Source organism: Pseudofrankia coriaricola (assembly GCF_001854805.1).
Lineage (GTDB): Bacteria > Actinomycetota > Actinomycetes > Frankiales > Frankiaceae > Pseudofrankia.
Genome location: NZ_MBLO01000262.1, coordinates 49,220 through 64,913, shown reverse-complemented (window position 1 = coordinate 64,913; position 15,694 = coordinate 49,220). Strand labels below are relative to the sequence as shown.

At 71.3% G+C, this 15,694-nt stretch carries 10 protein-coding genes and 1 tRNA gene; 8 read left to right on the top strand and 3 right to left on the bottom strand.

Annotated features, from left to right (window positions below):
• The first annotated feature begins 29 nt into the window (after nucleotides 1-29).
• Nucleotides 30-2,009, top strand: a complete 1,980-nt coding sequence (locus BCD48_RS47955) for an ABC transporter ATP-binding protein (protein ID WP_241842352.1) — start codon at nucleotides 30-32, stop codon at nucleotides 2,007-2,009.
• Between the two features lie 119 nt (nucleotides 2,010-2,128).
• Here BCD48_RS47955 and BCD48_RS39935 read toward each other — a convergent pair whose 3' ends face one another.
• Complete coding sequence (locus BCD48_RS39935; RefSeq protein WP_198543587.1) at nucleotides 2,129-2,752, bottom strand: DinB family protein; 624 nt, start codon at nucleotides 2,750-2,752, stop codon at nucleotides 2,129-2,131.
• A gap of 186 nt (nucleotides 2,753-2,938) precedes the next feature.
• On the opposite strand from BCD48_RS39935, the gene BCD48_RS39930 reads away from it, so the two are divergent.
• From BCD48_RS39930 to BCD48_RS39910, 5 genes are all read left to right on the top strand, one after another.
• Nucleotides 2,939-5,953: a molybdopterin-dependent oxidoreductase gene (locus tag BCD48_RS39930; RefSeq protein WP_241842351.1), complete on the top strand. Its 3,015-nt coding sequence runs from the start codon at nucleotides 2,939-2,941 to the stop codon at nucleotides 5,951-5,953.
• Nucleotides 5,954-5,965: 12 nt separating this feature from the next.
• Complete coding sequence (gene nirB / locus BCD48_RS39925) at nucleotides 5,966-8,623, top strand: nitrite reductase large subunit NirB (RefSeq protein WP_083419927.1); 2,658 nt, start codon at nucleotides 5,966-5,968, stop codon at nucleotides 8,621-8,623.
• The gene (locus tag BCD48_RS39920; protein WP_083419926.1) at nucleotides 8,620-9,045 is read left to right on the top strand and encodes a Rieske (2Fe-2S) protein; all 426 of its coding nucleotides are present in this window, start codon (nucleotides 8,620-8,622) and stop codon (nucleotides 9,043-9,045) included. The genes nirB and BCD48_RS39920 overlap by 4 nt, the downstream gene beginning before the upstream one ends.
• Nucleotides 9,046-9,220: 175 nt before the next feature.
• Nucleotides 9,221-9,291, top strand: a tRNA-Gly gene (locus tag BCD48_RS39915).
• A 367-nt stretch (nucleotides 9,292-9,658) separates the two neighbouring features.
• On the top strand, nucleotides 9,659-10,411 hold the full coding sequence (locus tag BCD48_RS39910; protein WP_071053593.1) for an SDR family NAD(P)-dependent oxidoreductase: 753 nt from the start codon (nucleotides 9,659-9,661) through the stop codon (nucleotides 10,409-10,411).
• A 167-nt stretch (nucleotides 10,412-10,578) separates the two neighbouring features.
• On the opposite strand, the gene BCD48_RS39905 is transcribed toward BCD48_RS39910, so the two are convergent.
• Together BCD48_RS39905 and dcd are read right to left on the bottom strand one after the other, a co-directional pair.
• The gene (locus BCD48_RS39905; RefSeq protein ID WP_071053592.1) at nucleotides 10,579-11,280 is read right to left on the bottom strand and encodes a hypothetical protein; all 702 of its coding nucleotides are present in this window, start codon (nucleotides 11,278-11,280) and stop codon (nucleotides 10,579-10,581) included.
• Between the two features lie 272 nt (nucleotides 11,281-11,552).
• On the bottom strand, nucleotides 11,553-12,149 hold the full coding sequence (gene dcd / locus BCD48_RS39900; protein WP_071053591.1) for a dCTP deaminase: 597 nt from the start codon (nucleotides 12,147-12,149) through the stop codon (nucleotides 11,553-11,555).
• 127 nt (nucleotides 12,150-12,276) lie between these two features.
• Between dcd and BCD48_RS39895 the strand changes: the two genes are divergently transcribed.
• Together BCD48_RS39895 and BCD48_RS39890 are read left to right on the top strand one after the other, a co-directional pair.
• Nucleotides 12,277-13,161: a beta-phosphoglucomutase family hydrolase gene (locus BCD48_RS39895; RefSeq protein ID WP_083419925.1), complete on the top strand. Its 885-nt coding sequence runs from the start codon at nucleotides 12,277-12,279 to the stop codon at nucleotides 13,159-13,161.
• A complete protein-coding gene (locus BCD48_RS39890; protein WP_071053590.1) occupies nucleotides 13,158-15,527 on the top strand; it encodes a glycoside hydrolase family 65 protein in 2,370 nt (789 codons plus the stop codon). Before BCD48_RS39895 ends, BCD48_RS39890 begins: the two co-directional genes overlap by 4 nt.
• Nucleotides 15,528-15,694 lie beyond the last annotated feature (167 nt).

The window sequence follows — 15,694 nt, the reverse complement described above, 5'->3', positions numbered from 1 at the left end:
GCTGGCCACTCGGGCGGCTGTGGCGCCTGATGCACGGGCACAGCCGGCCGGTGATGGCCGGCATCACGCTCACCGCCCTCGGCACGCTGTTCGGGGTCGTCCAGCCGCTCCTGGTCAAGCGGGTGATCGACGGCGCCCAGCACGGCGGGATCCCCGGCTGGCTGCTCGTCAGCCTGCTGGGGCTGTTCATCGGCCAGGCATTCGTCGAGACATTTGGCCACTACCTGTTGGAGCGCACCGGCCAGGGCATCATCTTCGGCCTGCGAACCCGGCTGGTCGGCCATCTGCTGCGGCTGCGGATCAGCGTCTACGACGAGCGCCGGATGGGTGATCTGATCTCCCGGGCGAACACCGACACGGTGGTCGTCCGCGAGGCCGTCGCCTACAGCTTCGCCGCGTTCCTGACCAGCATCATCGGCGCCCTCGGCGCGATCGCCTTGATGATCTACATCGACGTGCGCCTCTTCCTGCTGGTCGTCGTCGCCGTGCTGATCGCGAGCGTCGGCGTGCTGTCGGCCCTCCGCCGGATCCGGTCCACCTCCGAGGAGGGCCAGGCGAGCGTCGGGCGGATGACCTCCGACCTGGAACGCTCGCTGTCCGCGATCCGTACCGTCCGGGCGAGCCGCGCCGAGACACGCGAGGACGAGCGGATCGCCGTGCACACGCGCGACGCCTACCGGCTCGGCGTGCGGATGGCGCGGCTGAACTCCGTGATCGCGCCGGCGATGGAGCTGGCCGTGCAGGGCTCGGTGCTCGTCGTCCTGCTCGTCGGCGGCGTGCTCGTCGCGCACGGGGTCACGTCGCTCGGCTCGCTGGTCGCGTTCCTGCTCTATGCGACATACCTGGTCATGCCGCTCTCGCAGCTGATCGAGGCCACCGGGATCATGCAGCGCGGGATGGGCGCGCTCGACCGCGTCGACGCCGTCTTCGACCTTCCGCGCGAGGCCGACCTCGCCCCTGGCCTGGACGCGGACGACCGGCCGTCGGTCGAGCGGGCTGGGGCGGACGACACCGACACCGACACCGACACCGACCAGGCGACCAGGCAACTGGTCCGCGTCATCCCCGCGGCTCCAGCCAGCGTGCACGAGGGGAACGGCGCCGCCGCCACGGGCGAGACGTCAGCCGATCGCGTTGTCGCGGCCGGCGGTGGCATCGCGGGCGGGACCCACGCGGCAACGCGGGCACCGGATCCGAAGACGGCCGCGAGCACGCCTGGCCCCGAGCGGGTGGTGGCCCGGCCCGATGCGCCGGCCGTCGAGTTCCGCGACGTGTGGTTCGGCTACACGCCGGACCGGCCGGTGCTGCGCGACGTCTCGTTCGCGATCCCGCCGCGCGGGCACGTCGCGCTGGTCGGGCCGTCCGGCGCAGGCAAGTCGACGACGTTCGAGCTGCTGGAACGGTTCTACGACCCCGACCGCGGCGAGATCCTGCTGCGGGGCGTGGACGTGCGCGCGATGTCGCGGGAGGCGGCGCGCGGCTGGGTGAACCTCGTCGAGCAGAACGCGCCGGTGCTGCAGGGCTCGCTGCGCGACAACATCACCTACGCCGCCCCGGACGCCACCGAGGCCGAGATCGACGAGGCCGTCCAGACGGCGCGCCTCAGCGAGCTCGTCGCGCGGATGTCGCACGGCGTATGGACCGACGTCGGCGACCATGGCGTGCTGCTGTCCGGTGGGGAGCGCCAACGGGTGGCGATCGCGCGGGCGCTGCTCGCGCGGCCGGCGGTGCTGCTGCTCGACGAGCCGACGTCGCAGATGGACAGCGTCAACGAGCGCGCCCTGGCGCAGGTCCTGCGCGACATCGCCACCGAGCGTGCGCTGCTGGTCATCGCCCACCGGATGTCCACCGTGCGGGCCGCGGACCGGATCATCGTGCTCGACGAGGGCCGGGTGCTGGCGACCGGCACCCATGAGGAGCTGCGGGAGACCTGCCCCCTCTACCGCCGCCTGTCCGCCACGGACCTCGGCTCGGCCGCGCCGGCCCGCACGGCGCAACCAGCGACCTGACAGGTGCTGTGGGGGTGGCCGGCGCGTGTGCCGGCCACCCCCACGAGCCGTCCGGGCGCCGACATGCGCGACAGACGGGTGCCCGCCTGCGCGAGCAGGAGCGCGAGGCGGGTGACGTCTCAGCTTCCGACTGGAACGACCCCGCCCACGGGCAGCCCGTTCACGTCGTGCAGGTGATGCACTGGATCATGCGCAAAGTAGCGGGCGAAGGTGCTGATCGTGAAGCGGGCGCCGTCGGACCGCTCACCGGTCCGCTGCCACTGGGCACCGGAGACGGTCGCGAACCGGGCGGCGATCCTCGCGGCCGCGCCCGCGAGGTCGCCGGCGACCCGGCCCGGGTCCTGCTCGCCGTAGCGGTCCGCCACGGCGGTCTCGTCCTGGTCCCAGTTCGGGTACAGGGGGTTGTCCCGCGTGAGCATCAACTGGAGCCGCTCGTCGTAGAGGCGAAGGACGTCGCGCACGTGGCAGGCGTACTCCAGCGTCGACCAACGGCCGGGCGACGGCCGGCGGCGCACCTCATCGTCCGGCCTGTCGGCGAGCACGGCCAGCCAGGCCGAGGCGACGCGCAGCACCAGGCCGGAGACCTCGGTGGCCGGGAAGGTCGCCCCGTCAAAACCACATTCCGGGCAGGCGCGCGCCAGGACCCAGGTCCAGTCCTTGTCATCGGGCACGATGGCGTCGGCCTGTCCGGCCGCGGCAGGGGAGGCGTCGGTGGCGGGAGCGCTCTGGCTCTCGGTCGTCACGGTCTCACCCTAGCCCCGACCACGAGGCGGCTTCTCCCGGTTGGCCCGGCCCGCCCAGCCCGTCCGTACCCGGCTGTCTGCCCGACTGCCTTCGCGACCCGAACGACACGAGACGCTCCGCGCGTCGCCCACGCCCAAACCTCACAGCGTGGCGTCTCTCGGGGTGAGTACCTAGTAACCGACTGAATGCGTCGAGAGGCGCCTGGCGAAACACGAAGATCCCAGCATGAGCTTGTGTCCCCCGACCAAACCCAGGCCACGGCTGACGCCACCGCCCTGGCTGCCACCTCCGGCCCAGGCGACACAGGCGACACAGGCGACACAGGCGGCACAGGCGCGACGGCGAGCCGCGCCGTCACGCCGTCACACTGCCCGTACTGCGCGCTGCAGTGCGGTATCGAGCTGCGACCACGGCCATATCGGCTGGAGAGCCGTGATCCGCGCGAGGCTTCGCCATGGTCGCGCGGCTCACGACCGGGCATGGTCGACCTCACCCCACAGGACGACTTCCCGACGAACCGCGGGGGCCTGTGCTCCAAGGGCTGGACGGCCGCCGGGCTCCTCGACCACACCGACAGGCTGACCACTCCGCTGCTGCGCGAGCGGCGTGCCGGGGGCATCCGCGGCGAGCTTCGGCCGGCGACCTGGGGCGAGGCGCTGGAGCGGATCGTCACCGGCTGGCGTGACTGCCAGCGCCGGTATGGTCTGGACAGCGTCGGCGTGTTCGGCGGCGGCGGACTGACCAACGAGAAGGTGTACGCGCTCGGCAAGTTCGTCCGGGTCGCGCTGCGCAGCCGTTCCATCGACTACAACGGCCGCTTCTGCATGTCGTCGGCCGCCGCGGCCGGCAACCGCGCGTTCGGAATCGACCGCGGGCTGCCGTTCCCGGTGAGCGACATCGCCGAAGCCGACGTCATCCTGCTGGTCGGAAGCAACCCGGCCGACACGATGCCGCCGATCATGCAGTGGTTCGACGCGGGCAGGGCGAAGGGCGCCCGGCACGTCGTCATCGACCCGCGCGCGACCCCGACCGCGCGCGGAGCGCACCTGCACCTGCAGCCCACCCCGGGCACCGACCTCGCGCTCGCCGCCGGTCTGCTGCACATCGCGATCCGGGACGGGCTGGTGGACACCGGCTTCGTCGCCAGTCGCACGACCGGGTTCGACGCGGTCCGCCGGGCGGTCACGGCCTACTGGCCCGGCCGGGTCGAGCGGATCACCGGGGTGCCCGAGGCGAACCTGCGCGCGGCCGTCCGACTGCTCGCCGAGGCGGAACGCGCCATGGTGCTGACCGCCCGCGGGGCCGAACAGCACGCCTCCGGTACCGACACCACGCAGGCGTTCATCAACCTTGCGCTCGCGCTCGGCCTCCCCGGGCGCTCGTTCTCCGGCTACGGCACGATCACCGGCCAGGGCAACGGCCAGGGTGGCCGGGAGCACGGGCAGAAGGCCGACCAGCTTCCTGGGTACCGCAAGCTCGCCGACCCGGCCGACCGCGCGCACATCGCCGCGATCTGGGGTGTATCGCCGGACGAGCTGCCGCCACCCGGTGTGTCCGCCTTCGAGATGCTCGACGCGCTCGGCACCGAAGGCGGCGTGCGGGCCATGTGGGTGCTCGGCTCCAACCCGATCGTGTCCGGCCCGGACGCGAACCGGATCGCCGACCGGCTCGCGGCCCTGGACCTGTTGGTCGTCTCCGACTTCTTCCTTTCCGAGACGGCGGCTCTCGCCGACGTCGTGCTGCCGGTCGCGCAGTGGGCGGAGGAGGAGGGCACGATGACGAACCTCGAAGGCCGGGTGCTGCGCCGCAGGCGAGCGCTCGCCCCGCCGCCCGGGGTGCGTACCGACCTGGATGTCATCTCCGAGCTCGCCACCCGCCTCGGGTGCTCCGCCGAGGCGTTCCCCGTCGAGCCGCGGGCGGTGTTCGAAGAACTGCGGCGGGCGAGTGCCGGCGGGCTCGCCGACTACTCCGGCATCAGCTACGAGCGGATCGAGGCCGAGAAAGGCGTCTTCTGGCCCTGCCCGGCACCCGCCACGGGCGAGGACAGCGCGGGCGGCGGCGGTCGCGGCGGCGGTGACGCGGGCGACGGCGAAAGCGTCGTTGGCGAGGCGGGCAACGAGGTTCACCCGGGCACGCCGCGGCTGTTCGCCGAGCGCTTCGCCACACCGGACGGGCGGGCGCGGTTCGTCGCGGTCCGCCACCGGGGCGCGGCGGAGACGCCGGACCGCGACTACCCCTACTACCTGACCACCGGCCGCACGATGCGCCAGTACCAGTCAGGAACGCAGACCCGGCGGGTCCGGACGCTCGTCGCCGACGATCCCGACCCGGTTGTCGAGTTGCACCCGGTGCTGGCTGCCAAGCATGAGGTCACCGCTGGGGATCTGGTGGAGCTGAGCTCCCGCCGCGGACGGGCGGTGTTCCGGGCTCGCGTGACCGACACCATCCGCCAGGACACGTTGTTCGCGCCTTTCCACTGGGGCGGGTACTCGACCGTCAACCTGCTGACCAACCCAGCGCTCGACCCAATCTCACGGATGCCCGAGTTCAAGGCGTGCGCGGTGGCGCTGCGCCGGATCGATCACCTTCCCGACGGGGGCGCCACCCTGCCGACGGAGGCAACCGTCCCGGTCGCCACCGAGTGGTCCCGCCCACGCGCCACGTCGCCATCCACCACCAACGTCGCCGGCATCGACACCAGCACCAGCGGTGGCGATCGCACCCCCTCAGCCGGCCTCGCCGGGCCGGCGGCGACGGCCACCGCCCGCACGTTCCCAGGCGCCGGCTCCGCCCGGACTGGCTCCGACAGCGCGGAGGACACCGCGCCCGCGTCACACCGGAAGGACCGTCGTATGCACAGCACTCCCCGCTTCTTGCAGGGCGTCTTCTCGTTCGAGGGGCATGGGCTGACCAAGCCGGCATTCCTCGACCCGTCGCTGACCTACACGGTCCCGCCCGGAGCGACCACCCAGCCGGTGTACTTCCGCGGCGGCAACGCGTCCGACGAGCTGATCTACGTGCTGCTCGTCCGGGATGGCGCGCCGATGCGCTACTTCCCGATCGGCGCCCGCGCCGATGTGCACGTCCCGCTGCGCGTGGTCGAGGACCTGCTCGGCGACACCCGCGTCGAGCTGCATCTCGCCGCCCCGGAGGGCGTCGAGGGCACCGTGGTCATCGACCTCGGCCTGATCGAGTTCTGAGCGAGCGCGACTATGACCATCACCGAGAACGTCCCGGGTACGTCCACCGCCGCGTCTGCCGCCTCGACCGTGCCCGCCTCTGCCGGCGTCGTTCCGGCGCAGCGGGCCCACGGCCGAACGCCCGCCGGCGGGCGCGAGCGCCTCGTCGTCGTCGGCAACGGCATGGCCGGCATGCGGGCCGTCGAGGAGATCCTCGCCCGGCATGGCGGCGACCTGTTCGACATCACCGTGTTCGGCGACGAGCCGTACGGCAACTACAACCGGATCCTGCTGTCCAACGTGCTGGCCGGCGCCGACACCGAGGACGAGATCTTCCTCAACACGCCGGAGTGGTACGCGGAAAACGGCATCCGGCTGCGTGCTGGCGCCCGGGTCACAGGGCTCGACCGGTACGCCCGCGTCGTCACCATCGAGGACGGCGCCGTCGCTCCCTATGACAAACTGATCATCGCCACCGGCAGCCGCTCGTTCATCCCGCCCATCAAGGGTCTCGCCGGACCCGATGGCCGGCTTCCTGGCGGTGTCTTCGCGTTTCGCACGATCGACGACTGCCGCGCCATGATCGGATTTGCCGAGGGGCGGCGGACCGCGGCCGTCATCGGCGGCGGTCTGCTCGGTCTGGAGGCCGCCCGCGGCCTGCAGACCTACGGGCTCGAGGTGCACGTCATCGACGCCGCGCCGACGCTGATGAACCAGCAGCTGTGCGCCGAGGCCGGTGGCATCCTGCGGCGCGGCGTCGAGGAGCTCGGGATCACCGTGCATCCGGGAGCGCGCACCGCGCAGATCCTGCTCGCCGACGATGAGACCGGCCACGAAACCGACGATCAGACCGGTGGTGACGCCGGCGGGGGCACGGGCGAGAGTGCCGGCCTCGGCAGGGCGGTCGGGCTGGAGTTCGCCGACGGGTCACGGCTCGACGTCGACATGATCGTGGTGGCGGCCGGGATCCGGCCCAACGTCGACATCGGGCTGCGCGGCGGGCTGACCGTCGAGCGCGGCATCGTCACCGACGACCAGATGCGCTCGGTCGACGATCCCGACATCTACGTGGTCGGCGAGTGCGCGCAGCACCGTGGCCAGGTCTACGGTCTGGTCGCGCCGCTGTGGGAGCAGGCGACGGTCCTCGCCGAGCACATCACCGGCTCGGACCTGGACGCCGCCTACCACGGCTCGAAGACCGCCACGAAGCTCAAGGTCGCCGGCGTGGCCGTCGCCGCGATGGGCCTCAAGGACGCGGAGCACCCCGACGACGAGGTGGTCCGGTTCGTCGAGCCGCGCAGGGGCGTCTACAAGAGCGTCATCATTCGCGACGGAAAGCTCGTCGGCGCCACCCTGCTCGGCGACACGGCCAAGTCGGCCTCGCTCATCCAGGCGTTCGACAACGGCCTGCCACTGCCGGACGAGCGGCTGCAACTGCTGTTCGACATCGGCCTGCCCGCGGCCGAGGTCGGAGCGGCGGAGATGGCCGATGACGCCCAGGTCTGCAACTGCAACGGCGTCAGCAAGGGAAAGATCGTCGCCTGCGTCAAGGGCGGGATGAAGACCGTCCCCGGCGTCATGAACGCGACCCGCGCCGGCAAGGGCTGCGGCTCGTGCAAGCTGCTCGTCAAGGAGATCGTCGAGTGGGCGGCCGACGGCGAGGTCGAGGAGGACCTCTCGGCGAACTGGTACGTCCCCGGTGTTCCTCTGGACAAGCCGGCGCTGATGGCGGCCGTGCGTGAGCGGAACCTGCGGTCGGTGTCCGCGGTCTTCGCCGCCCTCGCGCCCGACGGCAAGGAGGACGCGGCCAGCAAGATGGCGCTGACGTCGCTGCTGCGCATCGTCTGGGGCAGCGACTTCATCGACGAACGCGACGGCCGGTTCATCAACGACCGTGTCCACGCCAACATCCAGAAGGACGGCACCTTCTCGGTCGTCCCGATGATCGCCGGCGGCGTCACCAGCCCGGACGAGCTGCGCCGGATCGCCGACGTCGCCGAGAAGTACGACGTCCCGATGGTGAAGATCACCGGCGGCCAGCGCATCGACCTGCTCGGCGTGCGCAAGGAGGACCTGCCGAAGGTCTGGGCCGACCTGGACATGCCGAGCGGCCACGCGTACGGCAAGAGCTTCCGCACGGTGAAGACCTGCGTCGGCAAGGACTTCTGCCGCTTCGGGGTCGGCGACTCGACCGCTCTCGGTGTCGCGATCGAGCAGCGGTACCACGGCCTGGAAAGCCCCGGGAAGCTCAAGCTGGCGGTCAACGGCTGCCCGCGCAACTGCGCCGAGGGCCTGATCAAGGACGTCGGCGTCGTCGCGATCGACGGTGGTCGTTGGGAGATCTACATCGGCGGAGCGGGCGGCGCGCACGTCCGCAAGGGCGACCTGCTGGCCACTGTCGGCAGCCCCGAGGAGGTCATGATGCTGACGGGCCGCTTCCTGCAGTACTACCGCGAGAACGCGAAGTGGCTGGAACGGACGTACACGTTCGTCCCACGGGTGGGCATCGAGAAGATCCGGGCTGTCATCGTCGACGACGCGGAGGGCATCGCCGCCGATCTCGACGCCCGCATCCAGGAGTCGATCGACGCCTACGTCGACCCCTGGCTGGAGCGCGAGCAGCCGGCCACCGCCGGCCAGTTCCGCACCTCCCTGCCGCTCATCACCCTTCCCCAGGTCCCCGTCCGATGAGCGCGCAGAGCTCCGTCGCTACGGCCACTCCCGCCGACGCCTCCGGTTCCGGCCGGGACAAGGGCAGTCCGGTCGGAACCGAGGCGAAATCAGCCCGGCCGGCGCTGACGGGGACCGGCGCCGTGCACCGGCTTGGCCTCCTGCGCGAGATTCCGGTCGGCGAGGCACGGGTGTACGCCGTCGGCGACGCGCAGATCGCCGTCTTCCGGCTGCGCGGCGACACCCTGCGGGCCGTCGACGCGGTCTGCCCGCACGCGGGCGGGCCGCTCGCCGACGGCCAGGCCGACGCGGGCGTCGTCATCTGCCCGTTGCACGCCCACGTCTTCAGCCTGGCCACTGGCGAGTCCACCTCGGGGGCACCACCGATCGGCTGCTACCCGGTCCGGCTCGCCGTCGACGGCACGATCGAGCTCACCCTGTAAGGGGCCGCGGCCCAGATCAGTGGCGTGGCGGCGCGTCCCCGAGTCCCGACGACCGCCACGCCATTGCCGGGCCAGGTCCGCGTCAGTCTGCCCCGCTGGTCTACGCACTCCAGCGCCCGGCGACGTCTCACCCACCCCACCCGAGCGATCCGCTACGATGCGAAGGCAGCACCACGCGGGTGTAGTTCAGAGGCAGAACACGAGCTTCCCAAGCTTGCAACGCGGGTTCGATTCCCGTCACCCGCTCCCGGCGGCCCCGCCTGCTCATTGACCTTGGTCAACTTCGCCGAGGCCCGTTATCCCGCTCCGGCGCCGAGCCCCGGACCCCACACGCGGCCCTGCCTGCTCATTGGCGCTGGGGGCGTCATCCTGTGCGCGCCGGGCGTAGTCGCGGGTGACTGACCGGGATCCGTTCGCCGGTCCAGCAACCGACATCGGCAACACCCGGGTGCTGCAGACGTTCGTCGCCGGGGCCAGGGTGTACACCGCGCCCGACGCATAGCCCGGCGGACTCCCCGTCGCGGGTCATACCTCCCCTGCCCTGGCGTCCGTTGAAAGCGAACGCTCACCCACATAGGCTGCCGGGCCACGGGTGGTCGGTGAAGGGGAGATCATGGGGCGTCTGGCGGGCAGGGTCGCGATTGTCACCGGGGCTGGGATCGGACAGGGCAGGTCGACGGCGTTACGGCTGGCCAGCGAGGGGGCGTCGGTGATCGCCGCGGACCTGAGCGGCGCGGAGAAGGAGACCGCGGCCGAGTCGGAGGCGATCGTGCCATTCCAGGCGGACGTCACGCGGGCGGCGGACGTCGAGGCGCTGGTACGCGAGGCGACCGAGCGGTTCGGCCGGCTCGACGTCATGTGCAACGTCGTCGGGGTCGCCGGGGTGGCTCAGGCGCTGATCCCGGACGTCGACGAGGACGAGTTCGACCGGCTGCTGGCCATCAACCTCAAGAGCATCTTCCTGGGCATGAAGTACGCGATTCCCGCGATGGTCGCGGGCGGCGGCGGCTCCGTCATCAACTGGTCCTCGGTCGGCGCGCTGGTGGCATCGCCCACCTCTGGTGCCTACGGCGCCAGCAAGGCCGCGATTCTCTCGTTGACCCGGACGGCGGCCCGCGAATGGGGCCAGCAGAATGTCCGGGTCAACGCGATCTGCCCCGGGTTCATCTACCCGACCGGAATGACCCTCATGGGTGAGGAGAAGTTTCCAGAGCTGGCGCGGCACGCCGCGTCGAAGTCCGCGATGAACCGCCCCGGCCACCCGGACGAGGTCGCCGCCGTCGCCGCTTTCCTCGCCTCCGACGACGCCTCCTACATGACCGGCTCCTACCTGGTCGTCGACGGCGGCTGGACCGCCGGCGGCTGACCGGGCCCGCGCACAGTCACACCGCGCCACCGAGACGCGCCCCCGCGAATGCCCCGGCCCGACACGCGGAATCAGAATGGCCGTCTGATGGCCGTCTGATTGCCACCGCCGCCGCGACCTGTCCGGGTCGAGGGCCCGCGCACGCTGTCGGGCCGAGGTCGATCAGGTCACTGCTTGGCGAGTGTGGCCAACACCTGACCGGTCAGGCCGTTCAGCTCGCCGTCGTCGACCGGTCCCGCCGGACTGACGATGAGGATCACGGACTCGACGCGACCAGCGAAGACGCTGACCAGGTCGACGTTGGCCTCAAGGCTCTGGCCGTCGGAGCTGACCGCGAGGTCGAGCCGCGTCAGGGCGGTGGCGCCGGTCGGCGGCGTGCCGGCCTGAGCGCTCTTCACCGTCACGGTTGTTTCCTCCCTGTCCCTGTTGGACAGCTGGCTGACGATCGCCTCGCCCACGCAGCCGGGGAAGTCCGGGCGCTGGGTGAGCGCGCGGTGCGCCGTGACCGTGTCCGCGCTCGCGAACACCCGCGCGCCGGACTGGATCGTGGTGCCGTCGTCGTCGCTGAAGACGGGGCCGTTCGCGTGGTCGGTGGACGCCGGTCCCAGATCAGCGCTGGACAGGTGCATGCAGGTGGGGACCGGGTCCTGGAAGACGGAGCTCTCGGTGGTGTCGGTGTTGTCCTCCATCGAGTAGCCGCTGGTCGCGGGCCCGGCGACGAGGACGTAGTCGGCGGGGTGCAGCGGTGCGGCCGCGGGCACCGACACGGTCGCGGCGCCGCCGCCAGCGCTCGCCGGGGCCGACGAGTCGCCGCTCCCGCACGCGGTCAGCGCCGTGACGAGCGCCGCCGCCGTCGCGGTCGCGGTCACGGCCGCCCGGAGAACACGCCGCCCATTCGGGCGGGATTCGATTTCGTTCCTTGTGGTCATGGGAAAGAAGGCTAGAAACCCGACATAAATTTCACCACAAAGAGCTCTGTCGGGTGCGCGACCGATTCTTTACCGATTATTTGAAACCGGGCCTGGAATAGTGCGAGGGGCCTGGCCGGGCCATCAGGCTGGTCCGCGGACGGCCAGCCCGTCGCCTGTTTCAAGCTCGGCGGCCGCTCTCGGTCACCCTGGTCATCCCGGGTCACCAGGAGTCAGGCCTGCCCGTCTACCGGAGGGACCGAGGCCCGGGTGAAGTCGCGGTAGGCGCGCGACGGGGTGGGGCCGCGCTGGCCCTGGTAACGGGAGCCGTAGATGGCGGTTCCATAGGGGTGCTCGGCCGGGGATGAGAGGCGGAACAGGCACAGCTGGCCAATCTTCATGCCGGGCCAGAGCTTGATCGGCAGGGTCGCGACGTTGGAGAGCTCCAACGTGACGTGGCCGGAGAAGCCCGGATCGATGAAGCCGGCCGTCGAATGGGTGAGGAGGCCGAGCCGGCCGAGGCTGGACTTGCCCTCGAGCCTGCCGGCCAGGTCGTCCGGCAGCGTGATGACCTCAAGGGTGGAGCCAAGCACGAACTCGCCCGGGTGCAGCACGAACGGCTCGTCACCCTCGGGGGAGACGAGCTCGGTCAGGTCCTCCTGCTCGACAGCCGGATCGATGTGGCTGTAGCGATGGTTCTGGAAGACCCGGAACGCCCGGTCGAGGCGCAGGTCGACGCTGCTCGGCTGGATCAGGCGCGGGTCGTATGGGTCGAGGCACACGCGGCCGGCGGCGATCTGGGCCCGGATGTCCCGGTCGGACAACAACACGTCCTGCAAACTACCTGCCCCGTGCGGCGGGCTCGCGCCCACACGGTGCGGGTGGGCTCACCGTCCTGGGCGAGGTTCGTCCAGATTGGCGCGGTAGTGACCGACGCCAGTGGGGTAGACGGCAAGCATGCGTTTGCCGTTCGCGCGGCTGCGGCGCCGCGAAACCGGGGCCGGAGCCCTGCTCGGACTACCCCCTCACATCGACGCCTGCCTCTTCGACCTCGATGGCGTGCTCACCAGCACGGCAGAGGTCCATGCACGGGCCTGGAAGGAGATGTTCGACGGCTTCCTGGAGAACTGGGCATCCCGGTCCGGCGACCCGGAGGAACCCTTCGACATCGAGCGGGACTACGAGAGCTACGTGGACGGGCTGCCGAGGCTCGACGGGGTGCGCTCGTTCCTGGCGTCACGCGACATCCACCTGCCCGAGGGCACGGACGGGGACCCGCCGTCCGCCCTCACGGTCCACGCCCTCGGGAACCGCAAGAACATCCTCGTCCTGAACAAGATCACCGAGGATGGAGTCCAGCCATACCCGGGGTCACGGCCCTACCTGGAGGCCTGCGCCGGCGCCGGGAAGGCGCGAGCGCTCGTCTCGTCCAGCGCGAACGCCGGCGAGGTGGCCCGGGCCTCCGGGCTCGCTGACCTGCTCCAGGTACGCGTCGACGGCGAGACCATCGCCCAGCGCGGGCTCGCCGGCAAGCCGGCTCCCGACACGTTCCTCGCCGCGGCGCGGGAGCTCGGCGTGCCACCCGAGCGGGCGGCGGTCTTCGAGGACGCGGAGGCCGGCGTCGCGGCCGGGCGCGCCGGCGGTTTCGGCTACGTCGTCGGGCTCGACCGGGTCGGGCACGGGCACGCGGACGCGCTGCGCGCGCACGGCGCGGACGTGGTGGTCACCGACCTCGGCGACCTGCTGGCCGACGCCTACCCACCGCCCCCACCGTCGACGACGGACGCGGCGGGTGGCCGCGCCAGGGGCAGGGCCGCGTCGCGGGCCGGACGCGGCCGATGATCGGGGACGCCCGCTACACGGTCGACCCGTGGGGGCTGCGCGAGACCGGTCTCAATATGGAGGATCCGGCTCGCTCCGAGTCGTTGTTCGCGCTTTCCAACGGCCATATAGGCCTGCGTGCCAACCTGGATGAAGGCGAGCCACATGGCCTGCCCGGCACCTACCTGAACTCGGTGCATGAGCTGCGCCCGCTGCCGTATGCCGAGGCCGGCTACGGCTATCCCGAGTCGGGACAGACCGTCATCAACGTCACCAACGGCAAGCTGATCCGGCTGATGGTCGACGACGAGCCGCTGGACGTCCGCTACGGCGAGCTGCGCTCACATCGGCGTTCGATTGACTTCCGCGCCGGGGTACTGGTGCGCGAGGCCGAGTGGGAGTCACCGGCCGGCCAGGTGATACGGGTGGTCTCCCGGCGGCTTGTCTCGTTCTCCCAGCGAGCGGTCGCGGCGATCTGTTACGAGGTCGAGTCGGTCACCGACGCGCCACGGGTGGTCGTCCAGTCCGAGTTGGTCGCCAACGAGACGCTTCCGGTGCGCACGGGTGACCCGCGCGCCGCGGCGGTACTCGAGTCCCCGCTGGTGCCGGAGCTGCACTTTGCCCGGGACTGCAGCGTCGAGCTCGTGCACGTGACCCAACACAGCAAGATCCGGGTCGCCGCGGCGATGGACCACGTCATCGACGGCCCCGGTGCGCTGGGCGTGCTGTCGGAGAGTGAGCCGAACTCCGGACGGGTGACCGTCACCGGCGTGTTGAAACCCGGGCAGAAGCTACGAATCGTGAAGTTCATGGCGTATGGCTGGTCGCAGCAGCGGTCGCTGCCGGCCATGCGGGACCAGGCGGCGGCGGCGCTCGTCGCGGCGAAGGAGACCGGCTGGGACGGCCTGCTCGACGAGCAGCGCGCCTACCTGGCCGAGTTCTGGCGGCGGGCGGACGTGGAGGTGGACGGCGACGCCGAGGTCCAGCAGGCCGTCCGGTTCGCGCTGTTCCACGTGCTGCAGGCCGGCGCGCGCGCCGAGCGCCGCGCCATCGCGGCGAAGGGGCTGACGGGACCGGGCTACGACGGCCACGCGTTCTGGGACACCGAGGGCTACGTGCTGCCGGTGCTGACCTACACGCAGCCGGGAGCCGCCGCCGACGCGCTGCGCTGGCGGCATTCCACCCTGAAGCAGGCGCGGGAGCGCGCCCAGCAGCTCAACCTGCGCGGCGCCGTCTTCCCGTGGCGCACCATCAGCGGTGAGGAGTGCTCCGGATACTGGCCGGCCGGCACCGCCGCCTTCCACGTGAACGCCGACATCGCCGACGCCGTCACCCGCTACGTCAACGTCACCGAGGACTACGAGTTCGAAAAGTCCGTCGGGCTGGAACTGCTGGTCGAGACCGCCCGGCTGTGGCGCTCGCTGGGTCACCACGACCTCGACGGCCGGTTCCGGATCGACGGGGTGACCGGGCCCGACGAGTACTCGGCGATCTCGGACAACAACGTCTACACGAACCTGATGGCGCAGCGGAACCTGCGCTCGGCCGCGGACGCGGCGAAACGGCATCCCGACCGGGCGTACGAGTTCGGCGTCGACGCCGAGGAGACCGCCTCCTGGCGGGACGCGGCCGAGGACATGTACATCCCGTACGACGACCACCTGGGCGTCCATCCGCAGTCGGACGGGTTCACCGGCCACGAGATCTGGGACTTCCAGAAGACCAGGCCCGAGCAGTACCCGTTGCTGCTGCACTTCCCGTACTTCGACCTGTACCGCAGGCAGGTCGTCAAGCAGGCCGACCTGGTGCTCGCCATGCAGCGCCGCGGCGACGCGTTCACCCGCGAGGAGAAGCTGCGCAACTTCGCCTACTACGAGGCGCTGACCGTCCGGGACTCGTCACTGTCCGCCTCGGTGCAGGGCGTGCTCGCGGCGGAGTGCGGCCATCTGGCGCTCGCGCACGCCTACCTGCGCGAGGCGGCACTGATGGACCTGCACGACATCGAGCACAACACGTCCGACGGCCTGCACATGGCCTCGCTCGCGGGCGCCTGGATAGTCCTGGTCGAGGGCTTCGGCGGGCTGCGCGACCAGGGCAACGTCCTCGGTTTCGCCCCGCGCCTGTCCGAGGGCCTTTCCCGGCTGTCCTTCGGCCTGAGCGTGCGCGGCCGTCACCTGCGCGTCGAGGTCCACCGCACGTCGGCGACCTACTCCGTCCAGGACGGCAAGGACATCACCCTCACCCACCACGGCGAGCCCTTCCTCCTGGAGCCGGACAAGCCGGCCACCTTCCCGATCCCGCCCATCGCCCCCACCGAGCAGCCACACCAGCCCGCCGGCCGCGAGCCCCTCTTCTTCCACCACCCCGGTACCACGGATGAGGACTGACGGCGCCGCCGGCCAACGGCGGCGGCTCGTCCAGCTCCACTCGGCGGCCCTTCAGTGCTTCTGGGGACGGGGGCCTCCGGAGGTGCGAAGGAGGAGCATTTTCGCACCTCCTTTGGCCCTCTAGTGCTTCTGGGGACGGGGGCCTCCGGAGGTGCGAAGGAGGAGCA